16 protein-coding genes are annotated in these 14,347 nt (G+C 65.2%); 9 read left to right on the forward strand and 7 right to left on the reverse strand.

Annotated features, from left to right (window positions below; all coding sequences use genetic code 11):
• Genes KO490_RS11340 through ectA form a run of 4 tightly spaced genes read right to left on the reverse strand, consistent with a single transcriptional unit; the run spans nt 1 to nt 3,714 of the window.
• Nucleotides 1-1,434, reverse strand: coding sequence for an aspartate kinase (locus KO490_RS11340; RefSeq protein ID WP_216019518.1), 1,434 nt, complete (start codon nt 1,432-1,434; stop codon nt 1-3).
• A gap of 2 nt (nt 1,435-1,436) precedes the next feature.
• A complete protein-coding gene (locus KO490_RS11345; RefSeq protein WP_216019519.1) occupies nt 1,437-1,829 on the reverse strand; it encodes an ectoine synthase in 393 nt (130 codons plus the stop codon).
• A 23-nt stretch (nt 1,830-1,852) separates the two neighbouring features.
• Nucleotides 1,853-3,127: a diaminobutyrate--2-oxoglutarate transaminase gene (ectB, locus tag KO490_RS11350; RefSeq protein ID WP_216019520.1), complete on the reverse strand. Its 1,275-nt coding sequence runs from the start codon at nt 3,125-3,127 to the stop codon at nt 1,853-1,855.
• Nucleotides 3,128-3,180: 53 nt separating this feature from the next.
• Nucleotides 3,181-3,714, reverse strand: a complete 534-nt coding sequence (gene ectA / locus KO490_RS11355; protein ID WP_216019521.1) for a diaminobutyrate acetyltransferase — start codon at nt 3,712-3,714, stop codon at nt 3,181-3,183.
• Between the two features lie 224 nt (nt 3,715-3,938).
• Between ectA and KO490_RS11360 the strand changes: the two genes are divergently transcribed.
• The gene (locus KO490_RS11360; protein WP_216019522.1) at nt 3,939-4,442 is read left to right on the forward strand and encodes a MarR family winged helix-turn-helix transcriptional regulator; all 504 of its coding nucleotides are present in this window, start codon (nt 3,939-3,941) and stop codon (nt 4,440-4,442) included.
• 46 nt (nt 4,443-4,488) lie between these two features.
• Here the strand turns inward: KO490_RS11360 and gndA are convergent, their stop codons facing one another.
• The 3 genes from gndA to KO490_RS11375 form a co-directional block, all read right to left on the reverse strand.
• Entirely contained in the window at nt 4,489-5,892 is a 1,404-nt protein-coding gene (gene gndA, locus KO490_RS11365; RefSeq protein WP_216019523.1) for an NADP-dependent phosphogluconate dehydrogenase, read from the reverse strand.
• A gap of 109 nt (nt 5,893-6,001) precedes the next feature.
• Nucleotides 6,002-6,436 carry a PaaI family thioesterase gene (locus KO490_RS11370; RefSeq protein ID WP_252727137.1) on the reverse strand — a complete coding sequence of 145 codons (435 nt, stop codon included), beginning with the start codon at nt 6,434-6,436 and terminating at the stop codon, nt 6,002-6,004.
• A 127-nt stretch (nt 6,437-6,563) separates the two neighbouring features.
• Entirely contained in the window at nt 6,564-7,109 is a 546-nt protein-coding gene (locus KO490_RS11375) for a biotin transporter BioY (RefSeq protein WP_216019524.1), read from the reverse strand.
• Nucleotides 7,110-7,347: 238 nt separating this feature from the next.
• On the opposite strand from KO490_RS11375, the gene KO490_RS11380 reads away from it, so the two are divergent.
• The 8 genes from KO490_RS11380 to rnd all read left to right on the forward strand — a co-directional run bounded on the left by KO490_RS11380 (nt 7,348) and on the right by rnd (nt 14,342).
• Complete coding sequence (locus KO490_RS11380) at nt 7,348-9,648, forward strand: putative monovalent cation/H+ antiporter subunit A (protein WP_216019525.1); 2,301 nt, start codon at nt 7,348-7,350, stop codon at nt 9,646-9,648.
• A gap of 1 nt (nt 9,649) precedes the next feature.
• Complete coding sequence (locus KO490_RS11385) at nt 9,650-10,069, forward strand: Na+/H+ antiporter subunit B (protein WP_216019526.1); 420 nt, start codon at nt 9,650-9,652, stop codon at nt 10,067-10,069.
• 1 nt (nt 10,070) lies between these two features.
• Nucleotides 10,071-10,445: a Na+/H+ antiporter subunit C gene (locus KO490_RS11390; RefSeq protein ID WP_216019527.1), complete on the forward strand. Its 375-nt coding sequence runs from the start codon at nt 10,071-10,073 to the stop codon at nt 10,443-10,445.
• The gene (locus KO490_RS11395; protein WP_216019528.1) at nt 10,442-11,941 is read left to right on the forward strand and encodes a Na+/H+ antiporter subunit D; all 1,500 of its coding nucleotides are present in this window, start codon (nt 10,442-10,444) and stop codon (nt 11,939-11,941) included. Before KO490_RS11390 ends, KO490_RS11395 begins: the two co-directional genes overlap by 4 nt.
• On the forward strand, nt 11,938-12,414 hold the full coding sequence (locus tag KO490_RS11400) for a Na+/H+ antiporter subunit E (RefSeq protein WP_216019529.1): 477 nt from the start codon (nt 11,938-11,940) through the stop codon (nt 12,412-12,414). The genes KO490_RS11395 and KO490_RS11400 overlap by 4 nt, the downstream gene beginning before the upstream one ends.
• A gap of 4 nt (nt 12,415-12,418) precedes the next feature.
• Nucleotides 12,419-12,709: a monovalent cation/H+ antiporter complex subunit F gene (locus tag KO490_RS11405; RefSeq protein ID WP_216019530.1), complete on the forward strand. Its 291-nt coding sequence runs from the start codon at nt 12,419-12,421 to the stop codon at nt 12,707-12,709.
• The gene (gene mnhG / locus KO490_RS11410; RefSeq protein WP_216019531.1) at nt 12,706-13,065 is read left to right on the forward strand and encodes a monovalent cation/H(+) antiporter subunit G; all 360 of its coding nucleotides are present in this window, start codon (nt 12,706-12,708) and stop codon (nt 13,063-13,065) included. The genes KO490_RS11405 and mnhG overlap by 4 nt, the downstream gene beginning before the upstream one ends.
• Nucleotides 13,066-13,172: 107 nt before the next feature.
• Nucleotides 13,173-14,342: a ribonuclease D gene (gene rnd, locus KO490_RS11415; RefSeq protein WP_216019622.1), complete on the forward strand. Its 1,170-nt coding sequence runs from the start codon at nt 13,173-13,175 to the stop codon at nt 14,340-14,342.
• Nucleotides 14,343-14,347: the final 5 nt, after the last annotated feature.

The raw sequence follows: 14,347 nt of genomic DNA on the forward strand, positions 1-14,347 counted from the left end.
TCAGGCGGCCTTGCGAAGACTGGTCGCCTGTCCTTCGACCAATGCGCGATGCAGCGCCTTGATCGAGGGTTTCAGCATGTCGCGTTCGACGATGTACTGCACCTCGACGGGGCGGGGCCCCTGGGTCGCGCCGATCGCCTCGAGACCATTGTCGGCCAAGGCGGCCAGACCGCGCGACAGGACGGCAAGCCCGGTCAGGTCGCGGCCCACGGCCGCCGCCATCGCGACCGCGCGCGAGGTGACCTGCGCCGAAGGGTAACGCTCGACCAGGTCCTTCTCGACACGGCGCAGCACCTTCATGCTGGTATCGACGTAATGCGTGATCGTGTTCGCATTCGACACCTTGCTGACGATGCGCACCTTATGGCGCGTCAGGATCTCGAGGATCGTGGCATCGTAGCCCTTGGCGCCGACCATGTCCTGTTCGAACAGTTCCAGCGCATAGAGGTCGAGGCCGGTCACGATCTCGACCGCGGCTTCCTCGGCGGGCTGATCGTCGATCAGCGTGCCGGGGTCGTGCGGCTCGAACGCGTTGGTGACGCGCAGGGCGACACCCGACTGGCGCAGCGTCTTGGCGGCCTTGGGGTGGATCGCCTCCATCCCCAGGTTCGACAGCTGGTCGGCCACGTCGTAATTCGTGCGTCCCAGCTTGCGGACGGCATCATGGCCCACAAGGTTCGGATCCGCCGAGGACAGGTGGAATTCCTTGTGGATGATCGCTTCCCGCGCTCCGGTCAATGCGGCCAGCTTCGAGAAGGTCACCTCGGAATAGCCGCGGTCGAATTCGCGCATCAAACCTTCGCGGCACTGGGCATAGCCGGTGACGATGGGCATTTCGGATGCGGGATCCACGCCTTCCATCGCGCCGGTGATGCGTTCCTCCAGGCTGACCTCGCCCTCGTCGCGCCAACCGGACAGGTCGACGAAACGGGCCGTGACGCCCGCGCGCTGCAGCATCAGGGTCGTGACGAAGGCGGAATGCGCCTCGCCCAGACCCGACAGTAGTTCGCGCGTCTGCAGCATGTGTTCCGACAGGCGGAAATGGCCATAGGAGCACAGGCGCTGCAGATCGATCAGGCAGTTCTTCGCGCCGACCAGGCGGTCGCGCACGAAGGCATCCGCACGCTCGATATCGCCGGGATGGTCCAGCACCTGGCGATGGGCCGCGATCATCGCATCGCTTGCGCGGTCCAGCGCGGCCATCCAAGCATGGTCGTCCTCGCCCGAGGCGAAGGCCGCATAGACGCCGGGCTCGCCCGACTTCTTGTGTTCGAGCAGCATGTTCGTGATGCCGCCGAAGGCCGACACGACGAAGACGCGGTTGTAGAGCTCGCTGTCCTTGCGATCACCAATCAGCAGCGTGTCGCGCAATTCGTGGACGCGCGACATGGACGTGCCGCCGATCTTCTCGACCGTATGACTGGCACTACCCATGTTCACGCCGACTCCTCGGCCGGGGCATAGCTGCCGTCTTCGCGATGAACCTCGGTCCCGGTGACGGGCGGGTTGAAGCAGCAGGCCATGACCAGCGTCTCTTCGGCGCGCAGAGTGTGGTGGTCGTGCAGGTTCAGCGCATACATGACGCCGGGCGTGATCTGGTGCGTCTCGCCGGTGGCCAGATCGGTGATCGAGCCTTTGCCCTGTATGCAATACACGCTTTCGAAATGGTGCTTGTAGTGGAACGTGTGTTCCGAACCGGCATCCAGCGTGGTGATGTGGAACGAGAAACCCATCCCGTCATCGGCCAGCAGCATGCGGACCGAGTTCCACTTGGCGTCGGACACCGAACGGTCGGTGTCCTTGAGCTTGTTGAAATCGCGTACAATCATGTTTTTTCTCCCGCTTGGCGGTCTTACTTCAGCACGTCGCGTGCAGCATTCAGAAGGATGTCGAAGCCCTTCTCGAAGGTCGCGACCGGGGTGGTCAGCGGCGCGAGCACCTTGACCACCTGGTCCTCGTTCCCCGAGGTTTCGATGATCAGCCCGTCCTGGAAGGCGCGCTTGCAGATCTTCTCGGCCAGTTCGCCCGATCCGACATCGACGCCGCGCATCAGGCCGCGCCCCTTGAGGAACGCACCCGGGACCATGTCGGCCAGCTGCGTCAGGCGCTTCTCGATCAGGGCGGCCTTGTCGGCCAGCTCGGCCTCGAACGCCTTGTCGGACCAGAACTTCTCGATCGCGACGCGTGCGGTCACGAAGGCATGGTTGTTGCCGCGGAAGGTGCCGTTATGTTCGGCGGGGCCGAAGACGTCATGTTCCGGGCGCACCAGCACCATCGCCAGCGGCAGGCCGAAGCCCGAGATGGATTTCGCCAGCGGCACGATGTCGGGCATCACGCCGATCTCCTCGAACGAGAAGAACTTGCCGCTGCGGCCGCAACCGGCCTGGATGTCGTCGATGATCAGCAGCGCGCCGTGGCGCTTGGCGACATCGGCAACGGCACGGACGAATTCGGCCGATGCGGCGTTCAGACCGCCTTCGCCCTGGATCAGCTCCAGCATGATCGCGGCAGGCGCGTCGATGCCACCCGAGCTGTCGCCCAGCATCTGATCCAGCAGTGCCGCGCTGTCCACGCCCTCGGCATAGTTGTCGAAGGGCATGCGCGTCACGCCATGCGTATCCATGCCGGCACCACCGCGGTGATACCCGTTGCCGGTCGCGGCCAGCGCGCCCATGGTCACGCCGTGGAAACCGTTGGTGAAGGTGACGATATTCGTGCGACCGGTCACCTTGCGGGCGATCTTCATCGACGCCTCGACGGCGTTCGCGCCGGTCGGGCCCGTGAACATCACGCGATGATCCATGCCGCGCGGCTTCAGGATATTCGTCTCGAACGCTTCGAGGAAGCTTCCCTTGGCGTCGGTATGCAGGTCCAGGCCATGCGCGATGCCATTGCCGGCGATATGGTCGATCAGCGCGGCCTTCATGTCGGGGTCGTTATGGCCATAGTTCAGCGACGAACACCCGGCGAGGAAGTCGATATACTCGTTCCCTTCGGCATCGCGCATGATCGAGCCCTGCGCGCCGGTGAACATCGCGGGGATGCCGCGGCAATAGGAACGGGCCGCGCTTTCACGGCGTTCGAAGATTTCAGTCGAGTTCTGGATGGCGTTCATGTCTTTGGGCATGACAAATCCTTTCGCACTGTGTGCGTCATAAAAGCGTTCGCGGACGAAAAGGTTCAGGCGGCTTTCGCAGCAGCTTCGCAGGGCAGGGTGATCGTCACCATGTGCTCTGTCGCGTGGCGGCCGCCGAAATGTGCGTCGCGCGTGTAATGCGGGTCGTCGCTCAGCTTGCCGCCGATATCGCGGGCGAAGCTGCGGAACAGCGCCCAGGAGGCGTCGTTATCCCGCGTGATCGTGGTGTTGAGGACCTGCGCATCGACGGTGACGTCGCGGTTGACCAGGTCCGAAAGCATCTTCTTGGCCAGGCCCAGGCCACGCGCCTTGGGGCTGACCGCAACCTGCCAGACGAAGATCGCGTCTTCGTTCGGGATCATGTGCCCCGAAATCCAGCCGAGGATCTCGCCGTCGATTTCGGCGACCACGCAGGTGTCGCGGAAATGTTCGGCCTGCACCAGGTTGCAATACATCGAGTTTTCATCAAGCGGCTTGCAGGCGCGGACAAGCTCCCAGATGGCCGACCCATCGGTCGGTTCGGGCTTGCGCAGCACCAGCTGCTGACTTCGGTCAATGTCTTGCACGTCCTTGGGCATAAGGTCCTCGTCCTCAGTTGCTTCGACACACTAAATAATAAAAGCACCCTTTGGTTGCAACAGAATCGACTGTTTTTGCTCAATTTCTTTATAAGGGCTTATAAGCTAACGGTTTATTTCCTGCCTGCCGGCGGGTCAGCGCGAAGGATATCTTAGTCAAGCAAAATATTCGGTCATCTCAGTTCCCCGTTGGCAAGGTTTCGCCGGGATGGCATTATCGGACGATGAACCAGAATGTCGCCCATCCGCGCACCGACGCGGCCCTGATAGCCCTGCGCCGGATTCTCCGCGCGACGGAACAATACGAACGCGATCTGGCGCAATCCGTGCGCCTGACGCCTGCCAAGCTGCGCGTGCTGCAGATCCTTGCGGGTGCGCCGGGTCGCAGCGCCACGCCCACGCGGTTGGCCGGCCAGATGGGCGTCAGCCAGGCGACCGTGACGGCGCTGGTCGATCAGCTGGACAAGCTGGCCTATACCCGCCGCGAACGCTCCAGCGCGGATCGCAGGCAGCTGAACGTGATCCTGACGGATGCGGGGGCCGAGGCGCTGTCCAGCGCGCCGGACGCGCTGCAGCAGAATTTCGTACGCGGCTTCCATTCGATGGAAGATTGGGAGCAGTCGATGCTGGTCGCGTCGCTGGAACGCGTGGCGGCGATGCTGAATGCGCAGGGGCTGGACGCATCGCCCGTGCTGACCCTGGGCGAGATCGGCCGCCCGCGCGGCTGATCGCGGTCTTCATGCGAAAAGGGGGGCACGATGGCCCCCCGATCCGTCAGTTCGCGTTCATGGCCCAGGGGCCGTGGCTGTCGTCGATCCCGTCGAGACGCTCGAACCCATGCGCGCCGAAGAAGTCGCGCTGCGCTTGGATCATGTTGGCCGTGCCGCGTGCCGTGCGCATCATGTCGAACCACATCAGGCCCTGTGCCAGCGCGGGCATGGCATGTCCGGCGGCGATGGCCTTCGACACCACCTCGCGCAGGGCGGGGGCGCCCTTTTCGATCAGGTCGGCAAAGAAGGGCGCCATGATCAGGTTGCGGTTCGGATCCTCGGCCAGGGCCTCGGCCATGTCGTTCAGCATCGACGAGCGGATGATGCAGCCCGCGCGCCAGACCTTGGCGATCTCGGGCAGGTCCAGCGTCCAGCCGAAGCGTTCCGAGGCTGCCGAGATCATCGTGAAGCCCTGCGCATAGCAGAAGATCTTGCCCGCGATCAGCGCCTGTTCCAGCAGGGCGGGGTCGATGTTGCAGGGCTGGGGCGCGGCGCCGAAACGGTCCTGACCCGCGCGGCGTTCCTCCAGCCGGGCCGAGACGTTGCGCGCCATGACGGCGGCCTCGATCACGGGGATGGGGGCCGCAAGGTGCTGCGCCTCGATCGCGGTCCAGCGGCCGGTGCCCTTCTGGCCCGCGCGGTCCAGGATCACGTCGGGCATGGCCTTGCCACTGTGGGGGTCGGCCGCCGCCGTCACCTTGGCCGAGATCTCGATCAGATAGCTGGACAGCACGCCCTCGTTCCAGCGCGAGAACACCTCCGAGATGGCACCGGCATCCATGCCGTCGCCGTCGCGCATCAGGCCGTAGACCTCGGCGATCATCTGCATGTCGGCATATTCGATGCCGTTATGGACCATCTTGACGAAATGGCCCGCCCCCGCATCGCCCATGCGCGCCGCGCAGGGTTCGCCATCCTCGGCCTTGGCCGAGATCGCGTTCATGATGTGGGACACGCGGTCCCAGTCGGCCGCATCGCCGCCGCCCATGATGGCGGGGCCGTGACGCGCGCCTTCCTCGCCGCCCGAAACGCCCATGCCCAGGAAGCGGAAGGGCAGGCCTGCGGCATCGCGGCGGTTCGTGTCGTGGAAATCGGCATTGCCCGCGTCGATCACCAGGTCGTCGGCGTCCAGCAGGGGCCTCAGCGCCTCGAGCTGCGCATCGACGGCCTCGCCTGCCGGGACCATCAGGATGATGGCGCGGGGCGGCGTGATCTGCGCCACCAGCTGTTCCAGCGTCTCGGTCGGGATCACGCGCGGGGCCAGATCGCCCGCGGTTTCGTGGAACTTCCGCGTGACGGCCGCGGTGCGGTTCCACACCGCGATCGGAAAGCCCTTCTCCGCGATGTTCAGTGCCAGAGCGGCCCCCATCGTCCCAAGGCCGATAAGCCCGATTTCTGCCTGCGCCATGGCGTCTCCCTTTCACGAAGTGAATCTGTCGGAGAGCGTTTACGCCAAGCCCCGGGCGGTGTCACGGCATCCGGACCTGATCAATCGGTCAAAAATGCCGGCGACGGGGTCAGCCCAGCCGGATCAGGGTCTGCAGGCCGGTGGCGACATGGGTGCGCGCGCCGCCCTCCTCGGCCCAGACATCGAGCTGGCATATGCTGAGCGTGCGGCCCGATTTGACGACCCGGCCCGTGGCCTCGATCGCATCGCCCCGTGCGGGGTTCAGCAGGTTCAGCTTGAATTCGGTGGTCAGCACTTCCTCGCCGGGCTTGAACATTGTGAATGCGGCATAGCCACCCGCGCTGTCGGCCAGGGCGGTGGTCGCACCCGCGTGGAAGAAGCCGTGCTGCTGGCTCAGCTGGCGGCGGAAAGGCAGGCGCAGCACGACTTCTCCGCAGCGGATGGTGACCATCTCGGCCCCCAGGTGCTGCATGAGGCCCTGCGCGGCAAAGCTGTCCTCGAGCCGGGCGACGATTTCGGGGTTCAACGGGCCGGAACGATCCATCGGCTCCCTCCTGATGGTTTCGGCCGCATTTTGCTGCAGAACGCGCAATCCGAAAAGGGGGCTTGTCGGGTGGGCATGAAAAAGGCGCGGGCGATGGCCCGCGCCTTGCCGTCGCCCGGATCGTGGATCAGCGGCGCAGGCGGCCCGCAGCCTCGATCAGCATGGCACCGACGCCGATCTTGACGAAATCGCCCAGCAGGAAGGGCATGACGCCCACGGCGATCAGCCGGTCGGCCGGCACGAAGGCCGACAGCCAGATCAGGCCGCAGGCATAGATCGCGACCGTGCCCGCCGTCATGGCCAGCGCGCGCATCGCCAGCCCGCGACCCTGCGCCAGCGCGCCGGTCACGACCATCGAGACAGCCATCCCGATCAGGAAGCCGGTGGTCGGCCCCGCCAGATAGGCAAGACCCACGCCGCGTTCGGGGCTGCCCGCGAAGACCGGCAGGCCCGCAAGGCCCGCAGCCATGTAGGCGCCCATGGCCGCCAACCCGAGGCGCGGCCCCAGGCCCGCCGCGATGACCAGCACGGCCAGCGTCTGCAGCGTCATCGGCACCGGCCAGAACGGCACCTGAACCTTGGCGCCGATGGCGATCAGCACGGCGGCGGCCAGCGTGATGGCGACCTTGCCCGTCAGGCTGTCGGTCGCGGCATTGCCCTTTGCAAGCAGCATGGGAAATCCTTTCTTGTCGGTCGAGAATCGCGCGGATTGCCGCCGCGCATCGGTTGCGGCATCGTGACGCAACGGCACCCCGACGCACAAGACCCCGATTTCGTCAGTGGTCATTGAACGGACAGAGGGTTGATTATTTTCGGGAACCGGGCGGCCCTCTGCGGGGCTGCTCTGTTTCATGCGGAAAAAGAATGCTAGAGACGCTTTTCAATTGCATGCCGCGACGGGGGATCGAGACATGGCCGGGGACTATCCGAAGATCGAGCGCGTGATGGGGGGACCCGCCGGCTGGGTGTCAGTCCTGTTTCCGGCGGTGCTGTTCGTCTTCTTCCTGAACGTTCTTCCCGATGTCGTTCACGGCCCGATCGTGGCGGGGATCGACTGGGTGCCCTCGCTCGGGGTGCGGATGTCGGTGCTGCTGGACGGGCTGAGCATGATGTTCGCCCTGCTGATCACCGGGATCGGCACGGCGGTCACGCTGTATTCCACGCATTATCTGGGCGATCATCCGCATTACCCACGCTTCGTCTGCTACCTGCTGATGTTCATGGTGGGGATGCTGGGCCTGGTCCTGACCAACGACCTGATCGCGCTGTTCGTCTTCTGGGAGATCACGACGATCTCTTCCTATCTGCTGATCGGGTTCAATGCGGATCAGGCGTCCTCGCGCCGCTCGGCGCTGCAGGCGCTGCTGGTGACCGGGGCAGGGGGGCTGATCCTTCTGGCGGGCCTGATCGTGCTGGGCAGCGTCGCCGGCAGCTTCGATCTGTCGCAGATCCTGACGCAGGGCGACGAGATCCGCGGCCATCCGATGTATGGCGCGATCCTGATCCTGTTCCTTGCGGGCGCCTTTACCAAATCCGCGCAGGTGCCGTTCCATTTCTGGCTGCCCAATGCGATGGCCGCACCGACGCCGGTCTCGGCCTATCTGCATTCGGCGACGATGGTGAAGGCGGGCGTCTTCCTGATGGCGCGGATGAACCCGGTGCTGGGGGGGACGGATGCCTGGTTCTGGACGCTGATCCTGTTCGGAGGCGTGACGGCGGTCTTCGCCTCGGTCATGTCGATGCGCCAGACCGATATCAAGCAGGTGCTGGCCTATACCACGCTGATGGCGCTGGGAACGCTGACGATGTTCATCGGCGCGGGCACGCATTACGCGATCCTGGCGGGGATGCTGTTCCTGCTGGTGCATTCGCTCTACAAGGCGGCGCTGTTCCTGATGATCGGGATCGTGGACCATGCCACCGGCACGCGCGATGCGACGGTGCTGCGCGGGCTGGCCAAGGCCATGCCGCTGACCGGGCTTGCCGCCGCGCTGGCCGCGCTCAGCATGGCGGGGGTGCCGCCGCTTCTGGGCTTCGTTGGCAAGGAATACATGTATCACGCCAGCATGGACCTGCCGGGCCTGGGCGCGATCTGGGTCACGCTGATGACCTTCGCGGCATCCGCGTTGATGTTCGCGGCGGGGGGCATCGTCGCGTGGCGGCCCTTCCGGGGGGAACTGGCGCAGACGCCCCATCCCGCGCATGAGGGGTCCTGGCCGATGCTGGCAGGGCCGCTGACCCTGGGCGCGCTGTCGCTGATCTTCGGGCTGTTCCCCGGCATTCCGGGCCATTTCCTGATCGGCCCCGCGACCAACGCGGTCGAGGGTGCGGTCCACGAGGTGGATCTGCACCTGTGGGGCGGGATCAACCTTGCGCTGCTGCTGTCGATCGTGACCTTCGCCGTGGGCTGGCTGCTCTATCGCAACCACGAGGGGATCCGCGCAAGGCTGGCGGGGATCGAGACCCGCAGCCCCGTCGATTTCGACGCGGGCTGGGACCACCTGCTGGACGGGTTCAAGCATTTCGCCTCGCGGCTGACCGATATCGTCCAGAACGGCAGCCTGCAGCGGTATCTGGCCGTGACCTTCACCGCCTATGCGGTGCTGGTCGGCGGGACCTATCTTGCACGCGGCGCCTTCGACGTGGGCCCCCGGCTGATCGAACTGGGCGCCCATCCCGTGCAATGGAGCGTGCTGCTGCTGATGATCGCGGGGTCGTTCCTCGTAGTGTCCACTACCAGCCGCATGACCGCCGTGGCGGGGCTGGGGGTCGTCAGCGTCGGCGTGGCGATCGTCTTCATCATGTTCAGCGCGCCCGATGTCGCGATCACGCAGCTGCTGGTCGAGGTGCTGATCATCGTGCTGGTCACGCTGGTCATGCTGCGGCTGCCCTATCTTCCCCCCAGAAGCGAGCTGCATTTCCGCTTCGGTCACGCGATCATCGCGACATCGGTCGGGGCGGTGGTGACGATGGTCCTGATCTCGATGCTGTCGGGGCCCTTCGACCGCAAGCTGACCGATTTCTTCGAACAGACCGCCTATCCCGAGGCGCATGGCCGCAACATCGTCAACGTGATCCTGGTCGATTTCCGCGCCCTGGACACCTTCGGCGAGATCACCGTGGTCGCCATCGCGGCCATCGGCGCGCTGGCGCTGCTGCGCGGGATCAGGACCCGGACCAAGACCGACCTTAACGCCAACGAGGAGGCCTGACTTGCAATCCCTGATCCTCACGACTGCGACCAGGCTGCTGGTCGCGCTGCTCCTCGTCTTCTCGATCTATGCGCTGCTGCGCGGGCACAACCTGCCGGGCGGCGGCTTCATCGGCGGGCTGATCGGGGCCACGGCCTTCATCCTCTATGCGATCACCGCCACGGTCGAGGAGGCGAAGTCCGCGCTTCTGGTCGATCCCTCGAACATCGCGGTCGCGGGTCTGGGCTTCGCGGCCATCGGCGGGCTGGCCTCGGTGCTGGCGGGCAAGCCCTTCCTGACGGGGCTGTGGCTGTTCCTCTTTGCCGAGGAGGGTGGCAAGGGCATGCCCCTGTCCACCGTGCTTCTGTTCGATGCGGGCGTCTATCTTGCGGTGTTCGGCGGCATCCTGACCCTGGTCTTCGCCCTGGAAGAGGAGACCTGAGATGGAACTGCTGCTTGCCGTCACGACGGGCATCCTGACCGCCGTCGCGGTGTATCTGATGCTGTCGAAGAACCTTCTGCGATACCTCTGGGGGCTGGTCCTTCTGTCGAACGCGGTCAATTTCGTGATCTTCCTGGGCGGTCGCCTGACGCCCGGCGCGCCGCCGCTGATCGACGAGGGCGAATACGCCCCCGTGGGCGAGGTCGCGAATGCGCTGCCACAGGCACTTGTGCTGACGGCCATCGTGATCAGCTTCGGGCTGATGGCCTTCGCGCTGGCCCTGATCTATCGCACCTACATGACCATCGGGACGGTCACGAGCACCGAGATGCGGATCGCAGAACCCCGACCCCGCAAATCGGAGTCCGATGAATGAGCTGGCTGCTTGTCTATCCCATCGTCATCCCGCTGCTGACCGCGGTTCTGACCTATATCCTGCGGCACAATCCGGCGGGGCGCTGGATCTCCGTGGCCGGCACGCTGGCGCTTCTGCTGACCAGCGTCATGCTGCTGGCATCCGTCATCCGCGAGGGCGTGATCGCGGCCCAGATGTCGGATTGGAACGCCCCCTTCGGGATCACGCTGGTCGCCGATTACCTCAGCGCCGTGATGGTGGTGATCACCGCGATCACCGGCCTTGCGACCGTGGTCTATTGCCTGGGCGAGATCCCCGAGCGGCTGGAACGCAGCGGATTCTTCGCGCTGCTGCAGGTTCTGCTGATGGGCGTCTGCGGCGCCTTCGTGACGGGCGACCTCTTCAACCTCTATGTCTGGTTCGAGGTGATGCTGATCTCCAGCTTCGGCCTGCTGGTCATGGGCGGATCGCGCGAACAGCTGGACGGGGGCGTGAAATACGTCACGCTGAACCTCGTCTCGACCATTATGTTCCTGTCCGGGGTCGGCATCCTCTACGGGATCACCGGCACGCTGAACATGGCGGATCTTCACGCCGCCGTCCGCGAGGTCGAGAATACCGGCCTGCTGACCACGGTCGCGGTCATGTTCCTCGTGGCCTTCGGGGTGAAGGCTGCGCTGTTCCCGCTGTTCTTCTGGCTGCCTGCATCCTATCACACGCCGCCCGTCGCGGTATCCGCGATCTTCGCGGGGCTGCTGACCAAGGTGGGCGTCTATGCGCTGATCCGCGTCTTCACGCTGATCTTCGACCAGGATGTCGGATATACCCATACGCTGATGCTGTGGATGGCGGTCGCCACCATGGTCATGGGCGTGCTGGGGGCGGCGGCGATGAACGATTTCCGCCGGATCCTGTCCTTCCACATCGTCAGCCAGATCGGCTACATGATCCTGGGGCTTGCGCTGTTCACCCCGCTCGGGCTGCTGGGGGCGGTGTTCTATCTGGTGCACCACATCATCGTGAAGGCGAACCTGTTCTTCATCGCGGGCGTGGCCAAGCGCATCGGCGGATCGACCGACCTGTCGAAGCTGGGCGGACTTTATGCAAATGCGCCGGTGCTGGCCTTCCTGTTCCTGATCCCGGCATTCTCGCTTGCGGGCTTTCCGCCGCTGTCGGGCTTCTGGGCCAAGTTCCTGATCGTCAAGGCGGCGCTGGATGCGCAGATGTGGATCGTGGCCGGGGTCGCGCTGGCCGTGGGCCTGCTGACGGTCTTCTCGATGACCAAGATCTGGGGGGCGGCCTTCTGGCCCGATCACCCCGAAGGCACGAAGCCCCGCCTGAGCGACATCCCCGTGTTCGAGCGTCTGGCCATGATGCTGCCCGTGGGGGCGCTGGCGCTTCTGACCTGCGTGATCGGTCTGTTCCCTGAACCCTTCGTGACCTTCGCGGAAACGGCGGCGGGGCAGCTTCTGGACCCGACCGATTACATCTCCACCGTCCTGGGGGTGCAGCCATGAACCATTTCGCCATCAACCTGCTGCTGGCCATCGCCTGGGTCGCGCTGACGGGCAGCCTGACCCTGACCGGACTGGGCGCGGGCTTCCTGCTGGGCACCGCCGCGATGTGGCTGGTGCGGCCGCTGTTTCCCCGCAGCCGTGGCTATTTCGCGCGGCTGTATTTCTGGTGCCGCCTGGTCGTGATGTTCGTCTATGAACTATTCGTCAGCAGCCTGTCGGTCGCCAAGGACGTGCTGACGCCTGGCCAGAACTCGAAGCCCGCCCTGCTCGAGGTGCCGATCTCGGTGACCACCGACCTGCAGATCGCGCTTCTGGCGAACCTCGTGTCATTGACGCCAGGCACCCTGACGCTGGACGTGTCCGAGGATCGCAAGACATTGTATGTCCACGCCATGTTCGCATCCGATCCCGACCAGATCCGCTGGCGCATCCGCGAGCATCTGGAACTGTGGATCCGGGACGCGACGGAGTAAGCCGATGACCATTCTCGATTATGCAATCCTCGTGGCCTTCCTGTTCGTGATCCTGGGGATCGTGCTGGCTGCCGTGCGGCTGTTCCGGGGGCCGACGCTGGCCGACCGGATCGTGTCGCTGGACATGATGACGGTGCAGCTGGTGGCCTTCGGGGCGCTGATGGCGATGCAGTCGGGGGATGCGGCATTCCTCGACGTGGCGGTGGTGCTGGCGCTGGTGGGATTTCTGGCCACGGTCTGCCTTGCGCGATATCTGGAACGCCGCATCCTGCTCAAGGCGGAGGAAACGGAATGATCATGGACATCATCATCTCGGGGCTGATCGTGATCGGCGGGCTGTTCTGCTTCGCGGCGGGCCTGGGCGTCCTGCGGCTGCCCGACGTGTTCAACCGGATGCATGCCTCGACCAAGGCCGCGACCTTGGGTTCGGGGATGATCCTGGTGGCGGTCGCCGTCCAGTTCGGCGAAAGCACGATCATCGCGCGCGCCATCGCGGCCATCCTGTTCCTACTGCTGACCGCACCCGTCGCGGCGCATCTGATCGGGCGGGCGGCCTTTCGCACGGGCGTTCCCATGGTGAACGACACCGCCTGCGAACCCGGCGTGGCCGAGGCGCTGCGCAAGCCCGCGGGGCAGCGGAAGCCATCCTGACGGATGGTCATGCCGCGCGCGGGCTTTCCAAACCCGTCCGCGCGTCGTAGACATTTGGCGAATGGCGGACGAACCGCCCGAGCCGAAAGAGCCAGATGAGCCAAGACATAACGACGATCACCCGCACCGAAGATCTTGCACGTTTCTGCGAAGCTGCGAAATCCGCCCCCTATGTCACCGTCGATACCGAGTTCCTGCGCGAGCGGACCTACTGGTCCAAGCTGTGCCTGATCCAGCTGGCGATCCCGCCGGCATCGGCGCCCAAGGAACCGGGGGGCGAAGCGGTTCTGGTCGATCCGCTGGCCGAGGGCCTGTCGCTCGAACCGCTTTACGATCTGTTCCGCCACAAGGCGACCGTGAAGGTGTTCCACGCCGCCCGGCAGGATCTCGAGATCTTCTTCCACGATGCCGAGGTGTTCCCCGAACCCCTGTTCGACACGCAGGTCGCCGCCATGGTCTGCGGCTTCGGCGAACAGGTGGGCTACGAGACGCTGGTGCGCAAGATCGCCAAAGCGAACCTCGACAAGTCCTCGCGCTTTACCGACTGGTCGCGCAGGCCGCTGTCGGATGCGCAGAAATCCTATGCGCTGGCCGATGTGACGCATCTTCGCGGCATCTACGAATTTCTGGCGCAGGAATTGCAGAAGACCGGCCGCGACGCCTGGGTGGACGAGGAACTGGGCGTCCTGACCGATCCCGAGACCTATATCACCCGCCCCGAGGAGGCTTGGCTGAAGGTTCGCACGCGGACCAATTCGCCGCGCTTCCTTGCGATCCTGCGCGAGCTGGCGCGTTTCCGCGAGGCCTATGCCCAGGAACGCGACATCCCGCGCAGCCGCGTCTTCAAGGATGACGCGATGATCGAGCTGGCATCGACCAAGCCGATGAACGAGGGCGATCTGGGCCGCGCCCGCCTGCTGCTGCGCGACGCGCGCAAGGGCGACATCGCGTCGGGTATCATCGCCGCCGTGAAGGCGGGGGTCGAGGCCAAGGACCTGCCCCAGCCCAAGGGCGAGGAACCGGGCAAGCCGGGCAATCCCGCGCTGTCGGACCTGCTGCGCGTCCTGCTGAAGGCCAAGGCCGATGCGGCGGGCGTCGCACCCAAGCTGATCGCCTCGGCGTCGGATCTGGACGCGATCGCCAGCGGTGCGCGCAACCTGCCCGCGCTGTCGGGCTGGCGGGCCGAGGTGTTCGGCGACGATGCGCTGCGGCTTGCCGCGGGCGATATCGCGCTGTCAGCCCAGAACGGCGCCGTCCGGATCGTAGCTGCACGGTGACATGA

Source organism: Paracoccus sp. C2R09, from assembly GCF_018860625.1.
Taxonomy (GTDB): Bacteria; Pseudomonadota; Alphaproteobacteria; order Rhodobacterales; family Rhodobacteraceae; genus Paracoccus.

Bases quoted from the DNA above. Each gene is read 5' to 3' on its own strand.
- ectA (WP_216019521.1), bottom strand. From the start codon at position 3,714: ATGCCCAAGGACGTGCAAGACATTGACCGAAGTCAGCAGCTGGTGCTG.
- gndA (WP_216019523.1), bottom strand. From the start codon at position 5,892: ATGGCGCAGGCAGAAATCGGGCTTATCGGCCTTGGGACGATGGGGGCC.
- KO490_RS11375 (WP_216019524.1), bottom strand. From the start codon at position 7,109: ATGCTGCTTGCAAAGGGCAATGCCGCGACCGACAGCCTGACGGGCAAG.
- KO490_RS11405 (WP_216019530.1), top strand. From the start codon at position 12,419: ATGACCATTCTCGATTATGCAATCCTCGTGGCCTTCCTGTTCGTGATC.
- KO490_RS11370 (WP_252727137.1), bottom strand. From the start codon at position 6,436: ATGGATCGTTCCGGCCCGTTGAACCCCGAAATCGTCGCCCGGCTCGAG.
- KO490_RS11390 (WP_216019527.1), top strand. From the start codon at position 10,071: ATGGAACTGCTGCTTGCCGTCACGACGGGCATCCTGACCGCCGTCGCG.
- KO490_RS11360 (WP_216019522.1), top strand. From the start codon at position 3,939: ATGAACCAGAATGTCGCCCATCCGCGCACCGACGCGGCCCTGATAGCC.
- KO490_RS11380 (WP_216019525.1), top strand. From the start codon at position 7,348: ATGGCCGGGGACTATCCGAAGATCGAGCGCGTGATGGGGGGACCCGCC.
- KO490_RS11340 (WP_216019518.1), bottom strand. From the start codon at position 1,434: ATGGGTAGTGCCAGTCATACGGTCGAGAAGATCGGCGGCACGTCCATG.
- mnhG (WP_216019531.1), top strand. From the start codon at position 12,706: ATGATCATGGACATCATCATCTCGGGGCTGATCGTGATCGGCGGGCTG.
- KO490_RS11400 (WP_216019529.1), top strand. From the start codon at position 11,938: ATGAACCATTTCGCCATCAACCTGCTGCTGGCCATCGCCTGGGTCGCG.
- ectB (WP_216019520.1), bottom strand. From the start codon at position 3,127: ATGCCCAAAGACATGAACGCCATCCAGAACTCGACTGAAATCTTCGAA.
- KO490_RS11395 (WP_216019528.1), top strand. From the start codon at position 10,442: ATGAGCTGGCTGCTTGTCTATCCCATCGTCATCCCGCTGCTGACCGCG.
- KO490_RS11345 (WP_216019519.1), bottom strand. From the start codon at position 1,829: ATGATTGTACGCGATTTCAACAAGCTCAAGGACACCGACCGTTCGGTG.